Origin of the sequence: Paenibacillus sp. N3.4, assembly GCF_008017805.1 — a bacterium.
Classification (GTDB): domain Bacteria; phylum Bacillota; class Bacilli; order Paenibacillales; family NBRC-103111; genus Paenibacillus_E.
Window position 1 is genome coordinate 13210 of record NZ_VRTT01000077.1, and the last position, 21572, is coordinate 34781.

At 47.1% G+C, this 21572-nt stretch carries 19 protein-coding genes and 1 pseudogene; all 20 read right to left on the reverse strand.

Translation table 11 applies throughout. From position 1 onward, the window contains the following. Nucleotides 1-4: 4 nt before the first annotated feature. Nucleotides 5-871, reverse strand: coding sequence for a flagellar hook-basal body protein (locus FU659_RS28050; RefSeq protein ID WP_147950588.1), 867 nt, complete (start codon nt 869-871; stop codon nt 5-7). Nucleotides 872-894: 23 nt separating this feature from the next. Continuing rightward, a complete protein-coding gene (locus FU659_RS28055; protein WP_147950589.1) occupies nt 895-1788 on the reverse strand; it encodes a flagellar hook-basal body protein in 894 nt (297 codons plus the stop codon). Between the two features lie 28 nt (nt 1789-1816). Beyond that, nucleotides 1817-2814, reverse strand: a pseudogene (gene mreB / locus FU659_RS28060) (rod shape-determining protein MreB). A gap of 166 nt (nt 2815-2980) precedes the next feature. Then, nucleotides 2981-3271 (reverse strand): sporulation transcriptional regulator SpoIIID, encoded by a 291-nt coding sequence (spoIIID, locus tag FU659_RS28065; RefSeq protein WP_147950590.1) that lies wholly within the window; start codon nt 3269-3271, stop codon nt 2981-2983. Between the two features lie 342 nt (nt 3272-3613). Further along, nucleotides 3614-4351, reverse strand: a complete 738-nt coding sequence (locus FU659_RS28070) for a M23 family metallopeptidase (protein WP_147950591.1) — start codon at nt 4349-4351, stop codon at nt 3614-3616. An 82-nt stretch (nt 4352-4433) separates the two neighbouring features. Further along, a complete protein-coding gene (gene spoIID, locus FU659_RS28075) occupies nt 4434-5486 on the reverse strand; it encodes a stage II sporulation protein D (RefSeq protein WP_147950592.1) in 1053 nt (350 codons plus the stop codon). A 310-nt stretch (nt 5487-5796) separates the two neighbouring features. Beyond that, the gene (gene murA / locus FU659_RS28080; RefSeq protein ID WP_147950607.1) at nt 5797-7116 is read right to left on the reverse strand and encodes a UDP-N-acetylglucosamine 1-carboxyvinyltransferase; all 1320 of its coding nucleotides are present in this window, start codon (nt 7114-7116) and stop codon (nt 5797-5799) included. Between the two features lie 209 nt (nt 7117-7325). Next, on the reverse strand, nt 7326-7481 hold the full coding sequence (locus FU659_RS37770; RefSeq protein ID WP_261808105.1) for a DUF1146 family protein: 156 nt from the start codon (nt 7479-7481) through the stop codon (nt 7326-7328). Nucleotides 7482-7606: 125 nt separating this feature from the next. Beyond that, nucleotides 7607-10102, reverse strand: coding sequence for a S8 family peptidase (locus FU659_RS28090; protein WP_261808106.1), 2496 nt, complete (start codon nt 10100-10102; stop codon nt 7607-7609). 319 nt (nt 10103-10421) lie between these two features. Then, entirely contained in the window at nt 10422-11933 is a 1512-nt protein-coding gene (locus FU659_RS28095) for an NADH-quinone oxidoreductase subunit N (protein ID WP_147950595.1), read from the reverse strand. Nucleotides 11934-11937: 4 nt separating this feature from the next. Further along, the gene (locus tag FU659_RS28100) at nt 11938-13560 is read right to left on the reverse strand and encodes a complex I subunit 4 family protein (RefSeq protein ID WP_147950596.1); all 1623 of its coding nucleotides are present in this window, start codon (nt 13558-13560) and stop codon (nt 11938-11940) included. Then, nucleotides 13550-15484 (reverse strand): NADH-quinone oxidoreductase subunit L, encoded by a 1935-nt coding sequence (gene nuoL, locus FU659_RS28105; protein WP_147950597.1) that lies wholly within the window; start codon nt 15482-15484, stop codon nt 13550-13552. The genes FU659_RS28100 and nuoL overlap by 11 nt, the downstream gene beginning before the upstream one ends. Before the next feature lie 15 nt (nt 15485-15499). Further along, the gene (nuoK, locus tag FU659_RS28110) at nt 15500-15811 is read right to left on the reverse strand and encodes an NADH-quinone oxidoreductase subunit NuoK (RefSeq protein WP_147950598.1); all 312 of its coding nucleotides are present in this window, start codon (nt 15809-15811) and stop codon (nt 15500-15502) included. Nucleotides 15812-15814: 3 nt separating this feature from the next. Continuing rightward, on the reverse strand, nt 15815-16345 hold the full coding sequence (locus FU659_RS28115; RefSeq protein ID WP_147950599.1) for an NADH-quinone oxidoreductase subunit J: 531 nt from the start codon (nt 16343-16345) through the stop codon (nt 15815-15817). Then, the gene (gene nuoI / locus FU659_RS28120) at nt 16338-16790 is read right to left on the reverse strand and encodes an NADH-quinone oxidoreductase subunit NuoI (protein ID WP_147950600.1); all 453 of its coding nucleotides are present in this window, start codon (nt 16788-16790) and stop codon (nt 16338-16340) included. Before nuoI ends, FU659_RS28115 begins: the two co-directional genes overlap by 8 nt. A 77-nt stretch (nt 16791-16867) precedes the next feature. Continuing rightward, nucleotides 16868-17875, reverse strand: a complete 1008-nt coding sequence (nuoH, locus tag FU659_RS28125; RefSeq protein WP_147950601.1) for an NADH-quinone oxidoreductase subunit NuoH — start codon at nt 17873-17875, stop codon at nt 16868-16870. After that, the gene (locus FU659_RS28130) at nt 17875-18975 is read right to left on the reverse strand and encodes an NADH-quinone oxidoreductase subunit D (protein ID WP_147950602.1); all 1101 of its coding nucleotides are present in this window, start codon (nt 18973-18975) and stop codon (nt 17875-17877) included. The genes nuoH and FU659_RS28130 overlap by 1 nt, the downstream gene beginning before the upstream one ends. 3 nt (nt 18976-18978) lie before the next feature. Further along, nucleotides 18979-20070: an NADH-quinone oxidoreductase subunit C gene (locus FU659_RS28135; RefSeq protein WP_147950603.1), complete on the reverse strand. Its 1092-nt coding sequence runs from the start codon at nt 20068-20070 to the stop codon at nt 18979-18981. Next, on the reverse strand, nt 20067-20585 hold the full coding sequence (locus tag FU659_RS28140; protein WP_029195655.1) for a NuoB/complex I 20 kDa subunit family protein: 519 nt from the start codon (nt 20583-20585) through the stop codon (nt 20067-20069). Before FU659_RS28140 ends, FU659_RS28135 begins: the two co-directional genes overlap by 4 nt. Further along, a complete protein-coding gene (locus FU659_RS28145) occupies nt 20570-20938 on the reverse strand; it encodes an NADH-quinone oxidoreductase subunit A (protein WP_147950604.1) in 369 nt (122 codons plus the stop codon). The genes FU659_RS28140 and FU659_RS28145 overlap by 16 nt, the downstream gene beginning before the upstream one ends. Nucleotides 20939-21572: the final 634 nt, after the last annotated feature.

Below are 21572 nucleotides of genomic sequence, written 5' to 3' on the forward strand. Positions count from 1 at the left end.
ACGATCAGGCACGCAAATTATTAGCGATATTCATCATCTGATCCGCAGATGTAATTGCTCTTGAATTGAGTTGAAGCGCTCTTTGGACAATGACCAAATCCGTCATTTCATCGGACAGCGTTACGTTAGATTGCTCCAAGAACCCTTGCATGAGGCTCACACGGTTATTCGTTGTATCCAAGCCTGGGTTGACATCCTGCAAAATATTCGCCTTCTCGGCAGCCGTTAACCCATTAGGCAGCGCATAAAGATTATCGCCGACATCCTGGAGAAGCTGAGGACGTACTACGCGGACCAGCTTGATTTGTCCCAAGTTCAAAGGCGCTAAGGTTGGATCCTGCTCGTTATAACCTCTAATAATGCCGTTCTTCTCAACAACCGGTCTGTAGCCGGTAGGTATTCGAATGGGATTGCCATCTGAGCCTGTTACATAATGGCCTTCTTTGGTCGTCAGAACCGTATCGCCATTCGGGTCTGGACTTAAGTTGAATGCCCCGTTACGCGTCCATGCTGGTTGGAAAACCGGATTACCGTTATCATCCAATTTGCTGACAGACACTTCAAACAATCCGTCTCCCTGGATGGCAAAGTCTGTTGGATTTCCCGTAGATTGAATAGGTCCTTGAGCTAAGTTCGTCTGGATTTGCACCAGCTTTGCTCCCCACCCTTGGTTAAAACCAAGAGGCGAAAACCGCCCTTGTTGACGAAATCCTTCCGGTTGGGACTTCACATTCGTCAGAACGTCTTCGAAAGATGCTTCCTTCTTCTTGAATCCGTTGGTATTCACATTCGCTATATTATTCGAAAGAATATCCAGCTTTTGCTGCAAGCTGTGCATGGATACCGATGAGTTGATCATGGAATTGTTCATGGTTGGCTCCTTCGCAAGCTACGTTATACGCGTCCGACTTCGTTCGCGGCCTTTTCCATACTTTTATCATAAGATTGAATGACTTTCTGGTTTGCTTCATAGGCACGCAGCGCGGACATCATATCGACCATCGATTGTGCGGAATCAACATTAGAGCGCTCTACGAAGCCTTGACGCACTTCCACTTGATCGCCGAGTGCAACCTGTGTGACCGTTGCTTCATCACCGGGATTAATTCGTAAAAGTCCGTTGCCTTCACGCAGCAGTAAGTTCGGATTCTCAGCACGAGAAAGCATTAAGCCTACCGCTTGTCCAGCTGCATTCAGAACAGGCCGACCCTCACTATCAAGAAACTCGCCTTTGTCCGTTACTTTGAACGCATGCATCGGCTGACCCGCTCCATCGATCAGCACCAAGGGTTGTCCATCTCGACCAAGCACGAGGTTCCCGTTCGCGTTAACTAGCTGACCTTGCGTGTCGACTGTGAACTTACCGTTCAAAGAATAACGCGGTTGGCCGTCCGCATTCAATACGGTAAAGAGTGCTTGCGGTTGAAAAGTCCGTTCGCCATCTGCATTTACGTATTTACCCGTCGCATCGAATGTTACACCTGGAAGTTGAATGTTAGAGACAAGAGCAAAGTCAAACGGATTCTGTGTTTCCTGCAGGTCTCCTTGCATATGGATAGAGATATTCTCCTCCGAAAACACACCCAGATTTAACTTCCCAATCGGAGCTGTTGAGGCACCTTGTCCACCGCGAATGGTAGAGATGAGCATTTCTGGGAAAGAACGAGACAACGCATTTCCTTGTTTGAAGCCCGGCGAATTGATATTCGCAATATTATTCGTGATGGTATCGTGTCTGCGCTGTTCAGAGATCATGCCTGCAGCCGCGGTATACAGTCCTCTTAGCATATCTTCACCTCATAGGTAGTCTATCTGACTAGAATTTACGTTTGGTCACTTTATCCAAGTTATCCAGCATAATCCCTGTTCCTTTAACTACGCAGGACATCGGATCTTCAGCAATCAATACAGGTACTTTAAGCTCATCTGCCAAGAGTTGATCCAAGCCATGCAGCAAAGCTCCGCCGCCTGTCAGAATAACGCCTCGATCAATAATATCCGCTGAAAGCTCAGGAGGTGTACGCTCCAATACGCTCTTCGCAGCAGTGACGATCGATGAAACCGGATCCCAAAGCGCTTCCTGTACTTCGCTGGAGTGAATCGTAATTGTCAGAGGTAGACCAGAAACCATATCCCTACCGCGAATATCCATCTCTTGATCTCTTCCGTGTGGATATACCGTACCTATTTTAAGCTTAATATCCTCACTTGTCCGTTCACCGATCAACAGCTTATATTTATTCTTAATATATTTGGTAATAGCAATATCGAACTTGTCCCCTGCAATTTTAATGGAGGAGGAGGTGACAATGTCGCCCATGGATAATACAGCGACATCTGTCGTCCCTCCGCCGATATCTACGACCATATTGCCGCTAGGCTGGAAGATATCCATACCGGCACCAATGGCGGCTGCCTTCGGCTCTTCTTCCATGAATACCTCTCGGGCACCGCTGCGCTCAGCGCTTCGCGGATCGCCTTTTGCTCGACCGAGGTGATGTTGGTAGGGGCGCAGATGAGAATTCTTGGATGTGAGTACCAGTTCTTGCCCCCTACTTTGGCAATAAAATGCTTCAACATCACTTCCGTAATATCAAAGTCAGCAATAACACCATCTTTCAGTGGACGAATGGCAATGATGTTGCCAGGCGTTCTCCCCACCATGCGGAAAGCTTCTTCGCCTACAGCCAACACGCGTTTCGTATCGCTTTCAATGGCTACTACGGATGGCTCGTCGAGCACAACACCGCGTCCTTTTACATGAATAAGCACATTTGCCGTGCCGAGATCTATTCCAATATCCTTGCTTAACATTTCAAGTTAATCCTCCCTAAACTTACCGTCCATCCCGAGAAGAATCGGCGCTCTTGTATATAGTACTAATTATAAGCTAAATTCGCTATAAATGCAGTAATTCCTCTTTTTTTGTGAAATTTCGACATGTCCAGTTAAAGGAAGTACAGCGGGATGAAGGGTTTCGTTAGGACTTGACAGTAACCAAATTTTCAGAGGGCTTCGGGCTTCGCGTCTTACGATACTTAATTTTTGTTGCTTCCCCTCCCCTTAGATGCCTGATGGACTTGTGATACTCCAAAATGTGTTTCACCTGATTGGCCAGGTCCGGGTTGATTTCCGGCAGTCTTTCCGTCAAATCCTTATGCACCGTGCTCTTGGAAACGCCAAATTCCTTAGCAATGGTGCGAACCGTGTTCTTGGTCTCGACGATACAGGTACCAATCTTAATGGTTCGCTCTTTGATGTAATCGTGCACTCCCCTCGCCTCCCTACTCGAGATAGTTTGGTAAAGTATATGAGGGGCATGACTAGATATTCTACGTAGCCAAGCCTGACAAGCCCATTTCCCATATTTATTTTCAAAATAATCAAGGATAAACGATTCCATCCACCTTCCGACGGGCATTTATATCCGAATTCATGTCAAGCAAACTTATTAAATTAGACGATTTGCTCCATCAAGGATAAATGACTTCGTCGCCCTTCGGGACGAGCGAGTTTGTCAAGGTAGATGCGAAGCAATCGTATAGACATATACTTTCATAGCTACACAAAAAAGCAGCAGGATGTGCCTGCTGCCCTCTTTTATGTAAGTTAATTACTGCTTAGCGTTCAAAAGTGTTTCCGGATTAACCACTGCGCTATCAATCACTTGACGAACTTCGAAATGCAGATGCACGCCGTCTTCTTTTTCAAACTCATTACGGCCAGCCTTTGCGAGAAGGTCACCCTTTTTCACTTCAGCGCCCTTAGCTACTTTAATATCTGACAAACTTTGATATACGCTGACCAGACCATTGCTGTGTGTAATCTCTACGAGATTGCCGACGACGGGATTCTGCTCTACCGCGGTAACTTTACCGCTCATAACAGCCAAGACATCAAAAGCTGCTTCGTCTTTTGCTTTTAAATCGATTCCGGTATGTGGCGTCAATTGATCAATATACTGGATCATAGCCGCCTGTTTGACTTCATTCGTTGCGTTAGTGTCATAGAAAGGAATCGAAATGCTGACAAGAGACTTGTCTTTGACAGGCCATTGCATCGTTTCAGCTTGTGCGCTTACGGCAACTGCGCCATCCGGTGTTTTGGTACCGCCTGATGTGCCTTTGTCATTCGTAACCTTAATGCCCAGATCTCCTTGGCTGACTGTTTTCGTACCTATGTCCTGGTACACCCACATTAAGGTTAAGATAATTGCTGCTGCTGCCATATACGTTGCTGGGAATACCCACTTTTTAGCAAGCAACCTCTTCCATGCAGATGGGACACCTTGTGCTCCTTGAACAGTTTTAGGAGCTTCTTCTTTTTGAAAACCTTTGTTTTGATCACTCATGGTTATCACCTCATCAACCATTCTTGACACATTTAAAGGTTTTATACTTGAAGAAAGATATTTTTATAGAAACGGTAAAGAATTACGATTTTGTAATAAACGGAGAGGCTTTTTCAATAGAGATGCCTGTGTAATAGTAGGTTACAATTTGCTCCGCGGTCTTGCCTTCCTTCGCCATGCCATTCGCTCCATATTGGCTTAGCCCCACGCCATGACCGTATCCATAGGTTGTAAAGGCGATCTGGCTACCTGTCCACTTCCATGTAAATTGCGAAGAAGCTAACCCTAGCTTCTCTCTCACTTCACGACCGGAGAACGTTTTGCCGCCAATCTTTATCTGTTTGATTCGATGTCCCGTTGACCACTCTAGCACACTCATTCCCTTGGCACTCGTGCTAGCTGCGGCAATACTTGTGACGCCTAGCTTTTGGAGCACCGTTTGATAGCTTATATTCACGGTTTCCTGATAGCGTGATGATAATTGTATATCCCAAGGACTTGGCACACTTCGCAAATAAGGACTTTTGAAAGGCCAATAGTCTTCCGAATTTTCCGTATAGCCATTGCTTGTAGAAAAGAAAGTAGCATTAATCGGTTTATGCTCGTAAGTAAGAATCAAATCTTTCGTTTCATCTACCGCTCTAGTGATCTTGGCCATGTTCGTCTCATACGAACCCTTATCCCACTTTGTTCTCAGCTCTTGTTCGTCGAGGTAAGCTTGATGCGCAGTCGTATCCGTAACGAGTGCATCACTCACTGGCATATTACTGTAATCCTTATCCAGTACTCTGCGCACCACATAAGTCCTGGCTGCCATCGCCTGTGCCTTCAACGCCTCCAGCTCGAATTCAATGGGCATCTCCGCCGCGAGCACACCTTTCACATATTGCTCAAGCGGAACTGTCTCAATAGCTGCCTTCTTGGTCAAATAAACCGGTATCATCAAACCTTGTTCTCCCATGGATTCCTTGTTGGTCGCATTAGCTTGTACAGAGATCGGCGCCTCTGTGTCGCCATGTGGAATCTTTTTAACTAGCAATCCGGGAACGATGATAGTCACGCAAAGCATGGACGACAAGCAAACAGCCACCCAAAGGATGACCCCGTGGTTGAGAACGCGTTTCTTCTTGTACATCGTCTGAGTATCCTCCATATGCGCTGTGTGCTAGCGGAAATTAGGTATGTCTTAGCTTATGAGAAGAATTACTAGAATAGAACAATAGATGTGAAGCGGTATCTAGCATGCCTCTTATCTAGCTTCCCTATACGAGAACGGGAAATACCGCCAGCCCTCTTTCGAAGGTGAACAGCCGCGTTTAGAGGAAGGTATATTCACAAAAAAAGCATCCCCGGATTTGAGAGATGCTTGCTTGTAAATCAATAACAATTTCTTGTGGGAGAACAAAAAAACCGCGAGAGACCATTCGTCTCTCGCGGCATATCTTTTAGGCAAGTGTAGGCTGAATGTTGAAAAATCCCAGTTCCGCCACTTCCTGCTCCACTTCTTGCGGTACCGATCTATGAATATCGGCGCCTAGTTCACGAAGAACATCCGTAATATCCACATACCCACGGTCAATATGATGTACGCCCGTAATTTCGGTCTCACCTTCAGCAGCCAGCGCTGCCAGAATAAGCGCTGCTCCTGCACGCAGGTCCGTTGCACATACCTTGGCTCCTTGCAGCTTAGCGTTACCGCTCACGATAGCCGTACGGCCATCGACTTTGATGTGAGCATTCATGTTGGAAAACTCTTCCACATGCATGAAGCGGTTCTCGAACACGGTCTCTGTCACGAGACTCGTGCCGTCAGCTACCATCAACAATGCCATCATTTGCGACTGCATATCCGTTGGAAAGCCTGGATAAGGCAGTGTTTTCACATCGACAGCACGAAGCGGCCCCGACGCGCAAACGCGAATCCCGTTCTCATCTTCTTCAATGATAACGCCCATTTCTTGCATTTTGGAAATGACAGGTCGGAGATGATCCCCAATCGCACCCTCCATATACAGTTCACTACCGGTAATCGCCGCAGCGATCATATATGTACCTGCTTCCACCCGATCAGGAATTACCGTATGTACGACTCCGCGCAGCTTCTCTACGCCTTCAATACGAATGACGCCTGTTCCAGCACCGCGAATGACAGCGCCCATGGCATTTAAGTAATTAGCCAAATCAACAATTTCAGGTTCTTTGGCTGCATTCTCGATGATTGTCGTTCCTTCGGCTAGTGTAGCCGCCATCATGATATTCTCCGTTGCGCCAACACTGGCCACATCGAGATAAATTTTAGCACCTTTCAAGCGCCCTTTCACTTTGGCTTCGATATATCCTTGCCCCAATTCAATGTCTGCACCCATAGCTTCAAAGCCTTTGAGATGCTGATCAATGGGCCTTGTTCCGATGGCACAGCCCCCAGGAAGCGATATTCTTGCTTGACCAAGCCTTGCCAAGAGCGGGCCCATCACGAGGAATGAGGCTCTCATCTTGCGCACAAGATCATAAGAGGCTTCACATGTATTAATCTGTTGCGCACGAACACGTATAACCTGGCGATTATATTCTACTTCAATACCTAAACTTTGCAATACTTTATTAATCACTAGTACATCGTCAAGGGGAGGCGCATCATGGATGACGCTTTCACCTTCCGACCCCAGAATGGAAGCCGCAATAATCGGCAGAACGGCATTCTTTGCTCCGTTGATTTTCACATTGCCAGCTAACTTTCGGCCACCGCGGACGATAATTTTGCTCATCATGGTCCCTCCGCGCACTTATTTTAATTTATCGTTGGTACAAGGCATTGCACATTCCTTAAGTTTATCATTTCAACCCATGTGGATACAACTGTGTTCTTTTGGTTATTCCGGAACGCCATCCATAGAGTTCGGAGAAGATCTACTGTTTAGCTCCGTACTATTAACCATTGTTGACAAGAAATTACCGCATTATTCGAAAATTATTTTTAAAACATCTTACCGAACCCCATGGACAGTCCCAAATACTGAATAATAAAGCTAGCGACTAAATGCCCCAAAGCGATGGAAAGCAGTATTTGCAGCATAATCGCTTGAGCTGCCTTGGGCCTCTTGAGGAGGACGTCAAAGCGAAATGCTTGCAACGCCCACCAAGCTAAGCCAATACAAAAATATAGACCGCAATATCGACCATATTCATGAGCGAAGCATATTTCGCTGCCGCGCTCCATTTATCTGTTTCTGCCATAGGCCGCTCCTCTTCGATCTTTTATCGATTCATCACCTTCAACAACATCGTGACGAACTCAGCGCGTGTTGCTTTTTCATCAGGGTGAAACGTGCCGTCAGGATATCCGGAAATCCAGCCATCTGCTGCCATTTGCTTGATGATGCCAATGCCCCAATAGGATTCATCAACATCACTAAACGGTGAATTGCCTCGACGCTTCCCAGTCATATTCATGCTGCGCGCCAATATCTGGGTCATTTCCATTCGTGTTAGCGTGCGATCAGGCCCAAATGTCCCATTGGGGTAACCATCAACGATATCCGCTTGCACGGCTTTGGCAATGGCATCGTAGGCCCAGTGCGAGACATCTACATCACTGAATCGCATTTCTTTTCTTTTCGTTAGCTTCAAGGCTCGGGTTACTACCGCAGCGGCTTCTGCCCGTGTAATTGACTGATTAGGGGCAAACCGGTAATTTCCATAGCCGCTAATCACACCTTGCTTAGTGAGCTCACTTATTGCATCCTGCGCCCAATGTCCATTGATATCTACAAAACCGCTAACTAGTGTATAGCTGTCGATTTTTAAGCGATACAATTGATTCATAAACCATTGGTTTGCCTGCAGCTTAATATAATATGTCCCTTGACTCAGCGCTTTCTCAATATAAAACTGATTAGAACCAGAGGCATTGCTAAAAATCCCCTGTTCCTTCATCGAGCTGTCATATAGCGTTGCATATATAATGCGATTGCTTGGGATGTTCGTTAAATTGACCTGTGCGAGACCGTCTTTACTCATTCGAAATTCGAACCAATCCACGTCATCATTATTGTGAAATAAGCCCTCGTACACAGAGTTCATCGCCGCAAAAGTAGCCTGATACCATTTATCGTTAGGCTCATTCGGATCGATCAACTTAGGCGTATACTCAATTTCAAGCGTATATTCGCCGGTAATTGGCACGGTATAGTCCTTAATATTACTAACACGGATATAATAATTTCCAGGCAGCAGATCCATCAGTGGGGTGACCTCAATACCACCATCACCTGACTGGTCATACGTAACAGACTTTTCCCCCTCTTTTTGGAAGAGAAGCACAGGATCTATACGTGCTGTATCAACAGATAGCTTCACTCGCATCGTACCGGACTGCTCCAGCGACATGACAAACCAATCCAGATCCCCCTTTTGATGAAAGGTGCCTTTTAACGTCTGGCTCCTGGCCGGTAAAGCAAATGCTTTAAACTGCTTATCATTATCCTCATAGGGATCCTTATAGATGATAAAATGCGTGCGCAGCGAATAGCGAATCTCGGTCTTGCGAGAACGATCGACGGATTGCAGCTGAACAAACGTGCGCCCTTTAGTTACTTTAATGGTAAACGGGTTGTTGGTGTTGCCACTGCTGCTGTTTGCTGTAAAAGTTTCTCCTGAATCGACACGCACACGAATTCCTGAAGGATCAGCTGTATTCACGCTCAACTCTAACGTCCCATCATAAGGGGCATCAATAACAAACCAATCTTGATCCTCAGATGAACTAATCACAGCGTGAATGTACGCCTCAATGGGCAATTTGGCTGCTTCATTTCGCGAATTGTTAGGCTCGAAACGATCCTCTGTATATGGCTTTGTTAGTGCCTGATCAATGCGCAGCAAGCCATATCCGGTATGAGAGTCCCACCCCGCCGTCCCTAAATCCTCCGTCGTTTGCAGGATGAGATCACGGACTTGGTAAGCGCTCATCTGAGGATATTTCCCCCAAACAAGGGCAGCTGCCCCAGCTACCTGAGGAGCTGACATTGAGCTGCCATCCTGATATTGATAGCCTCCCCCAAGCGCTGTCGTATAAACGTCCCATGGCGCTACCAGATCAAGCTCAGGTCCAAAGTTCGAGCGAGCGTCTGCCTTTTTATCAGGGTCAACGCCACCAACGGCCAGAACCGTTGGATACGCCGCAGGATATTTCACACTCGTGCTTTCATTGCCAACTGCCGCTACAAGCAGAACATCATGATCCTCCGCATACTGCACCATATTAGCCAAGTAGTCCGAGTATTTATTCAAACCCAGCGAAAGCACCACGACCTTGGCGCCATGGTCCACGGCATATTTAATACCTTCGCCCAGCTTTGCTTCTCCACCGGTTCCGTCAGCCTCAAGTGCTTTAATAGGCATTATCTTGGCATTCGGCGCAATACCTGCAATTCCTTTATCATTATTAATCGAAGCCGCGATCACACCGGCGACGTTCGTTCCATGTCCATTATCATCATAAGGCTTCTTCCCAGGCTGCAGAAGGTTTATACCGTCAACAAACCTTCCGATTAAATCGGGATGTGTAAGATCAACGCCTGTATCGACAATCGCTACAACAACAGACGTTTGGGAATCACCTGCAGCAGCCCATGCTTGATCGATGTGGATCGTATCCAAATAAGTTTGTTTAACCCGAAATGGATCTGTCGACACCGGATAGGCGGCTTCTGCTTTCGTTGCCATTCCTGCAAGTTCCACAACTAGTATCATCAATATGATAAAACATAGGTGTCGGATCAGTTTCATGAAATCACAGGTCCTTTTTTCGAATAAATTTTTCACTTCTCTATCTATACCACATTACCCGCTCTTACGATACCTATAACGGTTGTTCTTCGCAAAAAGTTCAGATATAAGAAAAATATTTTGCATGTCAGGATCTCAAGGATAAACGACTTCGTCGTCCTCCAGGGACGAGCGGGTTTATCAAGGTAGATGCGAAGCAAATGTATAGACATATACTTTCTTATCTACGGACAAAAAAAAGCCGCTCCTGCATTTTGCAGAGAGAAGCTTTTACCAAACATATTTACTTCATTAAAAAATCCGTGGTCAAGACGAAAATGGATTCTATGCCTCGGAGAATTACATGTGGTATAAATCCGAGTGCCAGCCCAACAAGGGCACATAACCATACCGTAATGCCTAATGGAACCGGTATTTTCACCTCAACAGGTTCATAGTCAATACGCATGAACATTTGCCGAACAACGTTGAAGTAATAATACAATGAAGCGACACTGGTAAGGATCATCAGTGCTCCCAGCCAGTATTGATGGGTCTGCATCGTACCTAGAATGATGTATAGTTTCCCGAAGAACCCCCCTGAAACAGGTAGACCAGCTAGAGAAAGCACAATGAGCACCATAGCTAAAGCGGTTAATGGGGCCCTGTAATAAAGACCTGAAAAACCTTTTAATTCCGTATGGCCTTCAGCCTGCTCGATAATCATGAGCACAGCGAATGCACCGATATTCATAAATAAGTAGGCAATCAAGTAGAAGATAAATTCAGAGAAATTCGCCGTATGTGTAGCTGAAAAGTAAGTCCCGATGGGAACTAACAAATAGCCGGCATTCGCGATCCCTGAATAAGCCAGGAGCCGTTTCATATTCGTTTGTTTGAGCGCAATGAAGTTACCCGCCACCATAGCGATGGCTGCCATGACCGATATCGCTAAGAAGACATCAGCTTGCAGCGAGCTGCTCTCAAAGCTGCTAAAGCCAAACAATAGGTAGAAAACCCGGAAAAGGATGGCAAACCCGGCAGCTTTGGATACAACAGCCAGAAAGGCTGTTACCGGCGTATGCGCACCTTGATATACATCCGGAGCCCAGCTGTGGAACGGAGCGGCAGCAATCTTAAACCCGAAGCCTGCCAACAGCATAAAGAAAGCGACATACAGGAGCGGCTCGTAGGCTGGAATCAACGAAGGCAGAGCAGCTCCGATTTGTGCTAAATTGCTGGATCCGACCATGCCGTACAGGAACGACATACCATACAAAATAATGGCTGACGAAATTCCGCCCATGACCAAGTACTTGAATGCACCTTCGTTCGATTGGTGGTCACGCTTCTTCATCGCAACGAGTAAGTATGAGGTAATACTCAGCAGTTCTAATCCAACATACAACGTGATTAGATCACCTGACGATGACATGATCATTGCACCCAGCGCTGCCGGTAAGTAGAAGTAGTAATATTCCCCTACATGAGGAATGTCTTTTTCCTTCACGAAGCCTAGGCTCATCAAGATCACAAAGCCTGTGCCTGTTAAAATAAATAATTTAAGCAGATTAGAGAAATCGTCCACTCTATAGCTAAGATTGAGCAATTGAATGTCTTCACTCGGGTTCAACTGAAGAATAACGAATATCGCAGAAATAGCAACACCGACCAAGGAAAGCCATCCGATAAGGGATCGGTTAACTCGATTGGGCAAGATCAAATCTAAGAGAGATAGGATGATCGCGGTGGCAACCAGCGAAAGCTCAGGCAGCAGATGCGCTAAATCGGTAACATGGAGTCGAAGCTGTTCCACCGGACTAACCCCCTATCTTTCCGGCTACACTTTGGATCAATTGATCAAAGCTGCCTATCGTTTGCTGAAGCGGCTGACTCAGCACGCTTGGGTATATCCCCAGCAGGAGAATGAAAGCCACCAAGGCAATCATCGGCACCGCTTCGATTAATCGGGCGTCGCGCATGCCTTGAAGCTGTAGGCCCTCTTGTTTAGGGCCGAATGTGATGTTAAGCACCCCACGCAGAACGTAAACCGCTGCGAGGATAATACCCAGTGTACCGACGACGGCGTACACGCGGTGCGTTTCGAAGAGTCCGAGAAACGCGAGGAACTCACTGATGAAACCGGATAGGCCCGGCAAGCCGAGTGAAGCCATCCCAGCGATTAGCAGAATGCCGCTGATGAAAGGAATGGACGCGGCTAGGCCGCCTAAGCGGTCAAGCTGTGTTGTTTCGGTTCGCTCGTAGATACTGCCTACGAGCAAGAACATCAAGGCCGAAATGAGGCCGTGTGAGATCAACTGGAAGATGGCGCCCTGCAAGCCGGTCACATTAAACGCGGCAAGTCCGAGCAGGACGATCCCCATGTGGCTAATACTTGAGTACGCCAACACAAGTTTGAAGTCCTTTTGCACCATGGCCAGTATAGCGCCGTACAGGATGTTAATAACTCCTAAGAGTGCTAGCATCCAAGCCCATTGCTTGGCTTCCGCCGGAAAGAATAGGATACCAAAGCGGATGAGACCGTAAGCACCCATTTTCAGCAGGATACCCGAGTGAATCATAACCACGGAAGGCGGAGCTTCCGCATGAACCTTCAACATCCACGTGTGGAATGGGAAGATGGGCAGCTTAATACCGAAAGCCACCAACAGCATAATGAACAAGGTCCATTTCATCGTGCTGGTCAGAAAGAAGGGTGTATCCGCCTGATTCACGTAGGCAGATGGATCTTGCAGCAAATTATGGGCGATCGTATGAATATCACCGCTGTAATAAACGATTCCTTCTGCTTGCGAAGGCAATTGGCTAAAGCCTGCAGTGCTGACAAGAATCAGGAAAGCAATCAACATAATCGCCGAACCTAGTCCATTGTAGAGAAGGAAGCGATTCGCAGCCTGCTCACGATTCATGTAGCCCCATATACCAATCAAGAAGAACATCGGTACGAGTGTGATTTCAAAGAAAAGGAAGAACAAGAACAAATCTTGCGCCATGAAGACACCGAACATACCCACTTCGAGCAGTAAAAACAAAATGTAGAATGTTTTCCATCTCTTCTTAATATATACCGAAGCTAACGCGGCCATCGACGAAACAAACGCTGTCAGAAAGACGAGAGGCAACGATATGCCATCTACCGCCATCGAATATTTAAATTCGAAAAAGTAGGAAGTAAGCTGCGGAATGCCCTCATGATTAAGCGGAACTTTAATCCAGTCCAGCGTTTCTTTATACTGAATCGGATCGCCCTGATAGTTGTAATCGGCGTACAGCCATGCTGCCAAAATCAGAGGAATCAGTGTTGTAACTATCGCTATCGTTTTGATCAGACGTCCGCGATCTCCGCGTATGAAGAGCAATACCAGTACGCCCAATAAGGGAGAAAACGCGAGTATACTTAGGATTGGAAGACTAGCCGGCATGGATGAACCTCCTTCCTGCAATGGCAAGCGCCAAAATCAGCATACCCAGGAGCATAATGACGCCATATGTTTGCAGTTGACCGTTCTGAAGACGAGAACCGAGACGACCAATGCCAACTACTGTAAAAGCAACCAAACGCACGAGTCCATCGATCACATAAACGTCAATCAGCTCAAGAATCCATCCTAAGCCATTTAGCGGCTTCACAATGACAGTGTCATAAAGTTCGTCTATGAAATATTTTCGATTCAGCAGTGTATACAGCCATGGTACTTTACCCGAAATGACATCTCGCGGAATGGAACGCTTCAGGTAGATCAGATAACCGAGACCAATGCCTAGAAGACCCGCCAAAGTAGATAAAATAATAACGGTCCAATTGGCGCTCTCTTCGTGATTTTGACCCGTCAACCAGTTGCTTAGCCACGCGTTAAACGGTGTGTTCACAAAGCCTGCAACAACAGCAAGAATCGCTAAAATAATAAGCGGAGTTGTCATCGATGCCGGAGACTCATGCGGCTCTTGGGCTGTCTGGGAACCCTGTGTATGATCATCATGGTTGTGATGGTCTGCAACCACGGCTTTTCCTCTGGAAGAGCCCATAAACACGAGAAAGAACAAACGGGACATGTAGAAGGCTGTGAAGAATGCGGCAATCACACCTACCCAGAACAACAGCTGATTGTGCTCGTAAGCTTCCGTCAAAATCATGTCCTTCGACCAAAACCCAGCGAATGGGAAAATCCCGGAAAGAGCGAGCGTTCCTATCGCAAAGGTCCATGTCGTTATCTTCATTTTGCGGGATAAGCCGCCCATTTCATTAATGTCTTGTGTATGTACAGCGTGAATGACACTTCCTGCACCCAAGAATAGCAAAGCCTTGAAGAAAGCGTGTGTGAACAGGTGAAACATCCCTGATGTGTACGAAACACCTATACCAAGCGCCATCATCATATAGCCAAGCTGACTCACGGTCGAATAGGCAAGGATACGCTTGATATCGTTTTGCGCAATTCCGATTGTTGCTGCAAAAATGGCAGTGAAACCACCGACATAAGCCACTACAAGCAAAGCATCCGGTGAGGCATGGAAAATATCAAAGGTACGTGCGACTAGGTACACACCAGCTGCAACCATCGTTGCTGCATGGATCAACGCACTAATCGGCGTCGGACCTTCCATCGCATCCGGGAGCCAAGTATGAAGCGGAAATTGCCCGGATTTCCCCATTGCACCGATAAAGATAAGAATGGCAATCCAGGTAACGATGGACGGGTCAATTTTGCCGGATGTAAAGGCATTATGTATAGAAGTGAAATCCAGCGCGTGGCCTGGCATATACCAGTACAGCATCAAAATGGCAATGAACAGACCGACATCCCCAATTCGGGTGACGATGAATGCTTTCTTCGCTGCCGCCTTCGCCTCTGGCTTAAAGTACCAGAACCCTACTAACAGGAACGAGCACACGCCTACAAGCTCCCAGAAAATGAACAACTCCAGCATATTTTCTGAAATAACAAGCCCTAGCATCGAAAAAGAGAAGAGCGCAATGTAGCCAAAAAATACATGAATCCGGTCGTCGCCTTTCATATACCCTTTGGAATAAATATTAACGAGCAGAGATACCAGAGTAACAATGACGAGCATCAAGGCATTCAGATTCGTTACCTCAAAACCCATCTTGAGTGTGTAATCGCCCACCTGGAGCCAATTCATCTTATTAAACGTGTAATCGACCACTTTACCGCCAATTCTCTCGACGAAAATCAGTAAGGCCAAGATGAATGACGCCAGCATCGCGAAAATACTAATGTAGATCCCTGAATCTTTTAATTGACGTCCCATAGCCGTAAGCGCTAGAAAAGCGAGCAGCGGAAACAACGGAATGAGCCATGCGTACTGAGAATAGTCCGATATCATATCCTTGTTAGCCTCCTAGCGCTTCATAGAATCCAAATCCGTCACATCTACTGTCCCTTTATTTCGATAAATGGTAATCAGTATGGCAATTCCGATTGCTGCCTCCGCAGCTGCGATTGTAATGTTGAATAGCGAGAAAATTTGACCTGTTAGCGCTGGATGGTCGCCAAGTTTCGAAAACGCGATTAAATTCAAGTTGACGGCATTCAGCATAAGCTCAATCGACAACAGGACGATAACCCCATTTTTCTTCGTTAACGCACCATACAAGCCGATACAGAACAGGATTGCTGCCAACGTCAGATAGGGAGTAATGATAGTGCCCACAGCTTAATCCTCCTCTCTCTTCGCGACCACAATGGCCCCAATGAAGGCTACTGTCAGAAGCACCGACATGATTTCAAATGGAATCACATGCTCGTTGTAGAGCAGTTTACCGATCTCAAGCGTATTATCCTTACCGACATCCAGCGTGCCTGAGGAAACAAATGTCGTTTTTTGAATGGCGTAGAATAACACCCCGAATAGTCCCAATGCACCCACAATGGCCAAGCCCTCATGCCAAGGACGCCTAGGCTCCTCTTCTTCCCCTTGTCTGTGCTTGGTCATCATAATGCCGAAAATCATCAGAATCGAAATGGCGCCGGCATAAATTAACACTTGCACAAAAGCCACAAACTCAGCCTCTAGAATAACGTATAGTCCAGCTAAACTAATGAAGGTCAGGGCAACAGCAACGACCATATGGACTACTTTGGTAAAAGAAATCATGAAGATGGCTCCGCCAATCGCCAGCAGCGCAAAGATGAAGAAAGCCCAACTAGAACCGCTTGATAGGAAATCACCAATTCCGTTAAACATCTTTCTTGGCTCCCCCTTTTGGCATAGCCGAATTGTTCTCTTGGCGAATGTTTTGGGTGTTTTCACTTAACCACTGCATGTTTTTGAACAAATCATCACGACTGTAGGTGCTAAGCTCGAAATTGTTGGTCATCACGATCGCTTCCGTCGGACAAACCTCCGTACAGAGATCGCATAATATACAGACTTCGAAGTTGATGTCGTACGTATCGATAACCTTTCCCTTTTTCTCAGGGTCTGGGTTCGCTTTGCCCGTCAAGGTGATACACTCCGTCGGACAAACGCGCGCACATTGATTACAAACAATACATTTTTCTGGATCAAAATATTGAATACCACGGAAGCGATCCGGCATTTTTATGGGGACATCAGGGTAGGCATACGTTATTTTTTTCTGGGTCATGCTTTTGAACGTTACGCCTAAGCCTTTCATTATGCCTTTCATTATGTTCCCTCCTTAAACTTTTTCTGTAGGAACCCCATCTTCGTCAACGTGGAAGCGAAGCATTCCTTTTATACATCTTAGGATGTGATCGTCAGAATAATCGCAGTCAGCAGCATATTGACCAAGGCCAGTGGCAGCAGCACTTTCCAGCCAAAGCCCATCAGTTGATCAACCCGAACCCTGGGCAGTGTTGCACGCAGCCAGAACAGGAAGAACACAACGGAAGAAAATTTCAGCAGGAACCAGATAATACCTGGAATAAAATCAAGGAACGGAAATGGCGAGTGCCAACCTCCTAGGAAAATAAGGCTTATTAAAGAAGCAATAACGAACACATAAACATACTCAGATAGCATGAAAAAGGCGAAACGGAAACCGCTATATTCTACATGGTAGCCCGCAACCAGCTCTGATTCTGCTTCAGGTAAGTCAAAAGGGGTTCGGTTCAGTTCTGAAACGCCAGCAATAACGAAAATGACGAAGCCCAGGATTTGCGGAATGAAGTTCCAATGCCAGAAGCCACCAGTTTGGTGATCCACAATGGTATGGAGATTCAGGCTGCCTGTCATCATGATGACACCGATAACGGAGATGACGAGTGGAACTTCGTAGCTAATCATTTGAGCAGCAGAACGCATACCGCCCAGAAGAGCATATTTGTTATTGGATGCCCAACCCCCAAGAATAATACCAATCGTCGATATCCCCGTGAGGGCTACGTAAAAGAGCAGGCCGACATTCAAGTTGGCATTAAACATTCGGTCTGAAAACGGAATCGTTGCAATAATCGTGAACGACGGAATAAATGTAATAATGGGAGCCAAAATGAAGAGCTCACGTTCCGCCTTCTTTGGGATTGTATCCTCTTTAATCAGAAGCTTGAATACGTCCGCGACACTCTGCAGAAGCCCAAAAGGTCCTGTCCGGTTCGGTCCGATCCGCATCTGCATCCAACCGATAACCTTGCGTTCAAAATAAATAGCATAGGTCACGAAGCCCAGAACGAGCATCAGCATGACAATACCCCAGAACAGGAAAACGAAGAAGTTCGTCCATGTCAGACTCTCCTCCAACAAATTGACCATTAGGCATCCACCTCCCCAACGACAATATCAATGCCACCCAATATGGTAATGAGATTGGTCATCGTCTCACCGACCAACAGCTTTGGCAGTATTTGCAGATTTACAAAGGAAGGTCTGCGGAACTTCAGGCGGAAAGGCTCTTGCTTCCCACGGGAAATAATGTAACAACCGATTTCCCCACGCGGGGATTCAATCGCCGCATATACTTCTCCCTCAGGCGGCCGGATAACTCTGGGTACTTTGCCCATTGTTTCACCTTGCTCAGGGAACTGCTCAACCGCTTGCTCCAGAATACGCAAGGATTGCTTCACTTCTTCCATGCGTACCAAGTAGCGATCATAACAATCGCCGCCGCTTCGCACAGGCACTTCGAACTGGAAGCGGCTGTACAGGCTGTACGGCTGCGTTTTGCGAATATCCCAGTCTACACCTGTGCAGCGAAGGTTAGCGCCGCTAAGCCCGTATGCAATGGCTGTCTGTGCGTCATACTTGCCCACGCCTTTAATCCTGGAAAGAAAGATTTCATTTCCTGTAACTAACGTGTGGTATTCCTCTAATTTACCGTACATATAAGGAATGAATTTCTTAACTTTATCGATCCAACCTTCCGGCGCGTCCCACTTTACGCCACCTACACGCATGTAGTTGTAAGTCAGACGAGCACCACAAAGTTCGTTAAATAGATCAATAATAATTTCCCGATCACGGAACGCATACAAAAAAGGACTCATGGCACCGATATCCAGCAAGTAAGTTCCCCACCAAACCATATGAGAAGCTATACGCTGAAGCTCCATCACGATGAGGCGAAGAAACTCCGCTCGCTCCGGCACTTCCAACTGCATCATCTTCTCTACGGCATGAACGAGCACGTAATTGGTTGTCATCGCTGAAACATAATCCATGCGATCCGTATAGGGGATGATTTGTGTATAGCTGAGGTTCTCAGCCAGCTTCTCTGTTCCTCTATGTAGATAGCCCATTACAGGTATAGCTTCTTTAATAATTTCTCCATCCAGCTTCACGATCACGCGGAAAACTCCGTGCGTACTAGGATGCTGAGGACCGACGTTTAACAGGAGCTCTTCTGTCCGTAACAAGTGCTACACCTCCGGGTCAAGCGGTTCGTAATCTTTGCGAAGTGGATGGCCGACCCAATCGTCAGGCATCATAATTCTGACTAAATTCGGGTGACCTGGAAAGTCGATCCCAAGCAGATCAAAGACCTCTCTCTCATTCCAGTCGGCTGTGGGCCATATCAAGGCTGCCGAGGGAATGCTTGGCTGTTCACGGTCTGTTTTCACTTTCACGCAAAACTCATTCCTGTGTGTGAGAGAAAGCAGATGATACGCCACCTCCAGGTGCGTCTCCTGATCGACGCCGGAGAGATTGCGCAGGTAGTCGCAGCGCAGCTCCTCGTGATCTCGCAAAGTGACCGCAACCTGAGGCCAGTGTGTACTGTGAATCACGACATAAGGACGGTGCGCGTCCTTCTCGTTGATGAAGGAATCGACGACGGCCTCCTCGGCCACGTCGGCTTTGAGGATCGCAACCAACCGGTCCAGCAGCGGCTGGTTCGGTGAAGGCTCCTTCGGCGCGGCAGGCTCCGCCGATTCGGTTTTGGCTCCGCGCGCGCTTGCTCGCGCGGCGCGGGCTTCTGCGGCGGCCTGGGCCTTGGCCGCCTTCTCGTCCTCGCCTGCGTCACCTGACGCAGGCGCTGGGGTTGCCGTCGCGGGCTCGCCCGACGGCTCAGCGGCCGCCCGCGCAGCGAGGCGGGCGGCTCTCGCCGCGGCGCGCTCGGCTGCGGCGTCGGTGCTTGCGCTTGGCGCGGGCTCGGCTGCCACATCAGCACTTGCGCTTGGTGCAGGCTCAGCTGTCACATCAGCACTTGCGCTTGGCGCAGGCTGAGCTGCCGCATCGGCGCTTGCGTCCGGCGCGCGCTCCGCGAGCTCAGCCGCAGGCGCGTCGCTCGGCTCGCTAGTCGTTTGCGCAGCTGGGTCAGCGGCCTGCTTCTCCGCCGCTCTGTCTACGGCAGCTTGAACTTCCTCGCTGAGCGGAGTCTTGCTTGCGCGAGCCTCGGGCGTTAGCTCGCCCACCTCGGAGGCGGCCTCCTCTAGAGGCGATTCGCTTACTTTCTTGTCAGCCTCGGCAGGAGGCTGATCTCCCTTGCTCTCCGGCTTTTTTTCGTCGCTCATCGATTCGTCACCTGCTTCCCGGTCTTCGCTTCATAGCGAATTTTCTCCTGAAGCTTATTAATGCCATAGATCAGTGCTGCTGGATTCGGTGGACAACCCGGAATATACACATCAACGGGCACAATTTGATCGACACCTTTTACAACCGAATACGATTTCACATAAGGTCCTCCAGCAGTTGCGCAAGAGCCCATGGCAATAACCCACTTCGGCTCAGGCATCTGCTCATAAAGACGGCGCAGCAAAGGAGCCATTTTCTTCGTTACTGTCCCTGCAACAATCATGACATCCGATTGTCTTGGTGACGTACGGAAGATGACTCCGAAACGATCCAAATCATAGTGAGATCCGCCTGTTCCCATCATTTCGATAGCACAACAAGCAAGGCCAAATGTAAGCGGCCAAAGTGAATTACTGCGAGCCCAAGCTTTCACTTGCTCGAGTGTAGTCATAAATACATTACGGTTCAGCTCTTCCCGTTCCTCGGGGGATATCGACTCTAGACTGAAGTCCATTGCAGCACCTTCTTCTTCCAAGCGTATATTAATCCTATGGCAAGCAAGGCTACAAAAATGCACATTTCCACTAAAGCAAAAAGTCCAAGCTGTTTAAAAGCTACAGCCCATGGATACAGGAATACGGTCTCTACATCAAAGATGACAAACATCAAAGCAAATAAATAGTAACGAATGTTAAACCGGATTTGTCCCTCACCTACAGGCTCGTTCCCACTCTCATACGTCGTGTACTTCTCCTCGACGGGCTTGCTTGGTCTTAACCATTTGCCAATCGTAAGCGCCGCAACAGGTAGGATAATAGCTAATCCCAGAAAAATCGCTACGATTACATAGTTATTTGTATACTCCATCTGATGTAACCGCCTCCATTCTTATTTACTTTTCTCCACTGTCTCTTTTAAATTTGGTAATATTCACCTTTAGTATTATATCAAAAAGCTATTTGGGCGTCGATGACTAATTCCAAGCATGACTTATTGTCGCCAAAAGTAGATTTTCCATATTTGACCTTCCTTATGCTTGTCTCGTTCATATTGCGTCGCATACAGGGCTGCTTAATGAATGATTTCTTCCAATGATTGATTGTATAGAAAGGAGCGGCCTCGATAAACAAGAAAAACCACCAGAAAATCCTGACAATCCTATCTGTAAGCACGGTTTTCAGCGTTAAAGTGGAGTTGTTGCTTGGACTGACTGCTGTAGCACTGAAAAACAGTGTTACAATTCCAAATATGTCACTTTTGATCTACTTGTCTTTCTGTAAGCACGTTTATCAGCGTTATAGAGGAGTTATTGCTTGGACTGACTGCTGTAACACTGAAAAACAGTGTTACAATTCCAAATATGTCACTTTTGATCGACTTGTCTATCTGTAAGCACGTTTATGAGGCTGTCGATTAATTGTGGATATCATTAGCCAATCGCCTAATTTGAAATCAGTCAAAAACAGCCGAAATATTCATAAAAAGAGGTATTTACTCACTC

Bases quoted from the DNA above. Each gene is read 5' to 3' on its own strand.
- FU659_RS28140 (WP_029195655.1), bottom strand. From the start codon at position 20,585: ATGGACTTCAGTCTAGAGTCGATATCCCCCGAGGAACGGGAAGAGCTG.
- FU659_RS28135 (WP_147950603.1), bottom strand. From the start codon at position 20,070: ATGAGCGACGAAAAAAAGCCGGAGAGCAAGGGAGATCAGCCTCCTGCC.
- murA (WP_147950607.1), bottom strand. From the start codon at position 7,116: ATGAGCAAAATTATCGTCCGCGGTGGCCGAAAGTTAGCTGGCAATGTG.
- FU659_RS28115 (WP_147950599.1), bottom strand. From the start codon at position 16,345: ATGTTTAACGGAATTGGTGATTTCCTATCAAGCGGTTCTAGTTGGGCT.
- nuoL (WP_147950597.1), bottom strand. From the start codon at position 15,484: ATGATATCGGACTATTCTCAGTACGCATGGCTCATTCCGTTGTTTCCG.
- FU659_RS28100 (WP_147950596.1), bottom strand. From the start codon at position 13,560: ATGCCGGCTAGTCTTCCAATCCTAAGTATACTCGCGTTTTCTCCCTTA.
- spoIID (WP_147950592.1), bottom strand. From the start codon at position 5,486: ATGTACAAGAAGAAACGCGTTCTCAACCACGGGGTCATCCTTTGGGTG.
- nuoI (WP_147950600.1), bottom strand. From the start codon at position 16,790: ATGAAAGGCATAATGAAAGGCTTAGGCGTAACGTTCAAAAGCATGACC.
- FU659_RS28090 (WP_261808106.1), bottom strand. From the start codon at position 10,102: ATGATACTAGTTGTGGAACTTGCAGGAATGGCAACGAAAGCAGAAGCC.
- FU659_RS28050 (WP_147950588.1), bottom strand. From the start codon at position 871: ATGAACAATTCCATGATCAACTCATCGGTATCCATGCACAGCTTGCAG.
- nuoH (WP_147950601.1), bottom strand. From the start codon at position 17,875: ATGGTCAATTTGTTGGAGGAGAGTCTGACATGGACGAACTTCTTCGTT.
- FU659_RS28055 (WP_147950589.1), bottom strand. From the start codon at position 1,788: ATGCTAAGAGGACTGTATACCGCGGCTGCAGGCATGATCTCTGAACAG.
- FU659_RS28145 (WP_147950604.1), bottom strand. From the start codon at position 20,938: ATGGAGTATACAAATAACTATGTAATCGTAGCGATTTTTCTGGGATTA.
- FU659_RS28070 (WP_147950591.1), bottom strand. From the start codon at position 4,351: ATGAGTGATCAAAACAAAGGTTTTCAAAAAGAAGAAGCTCCTAAAACT.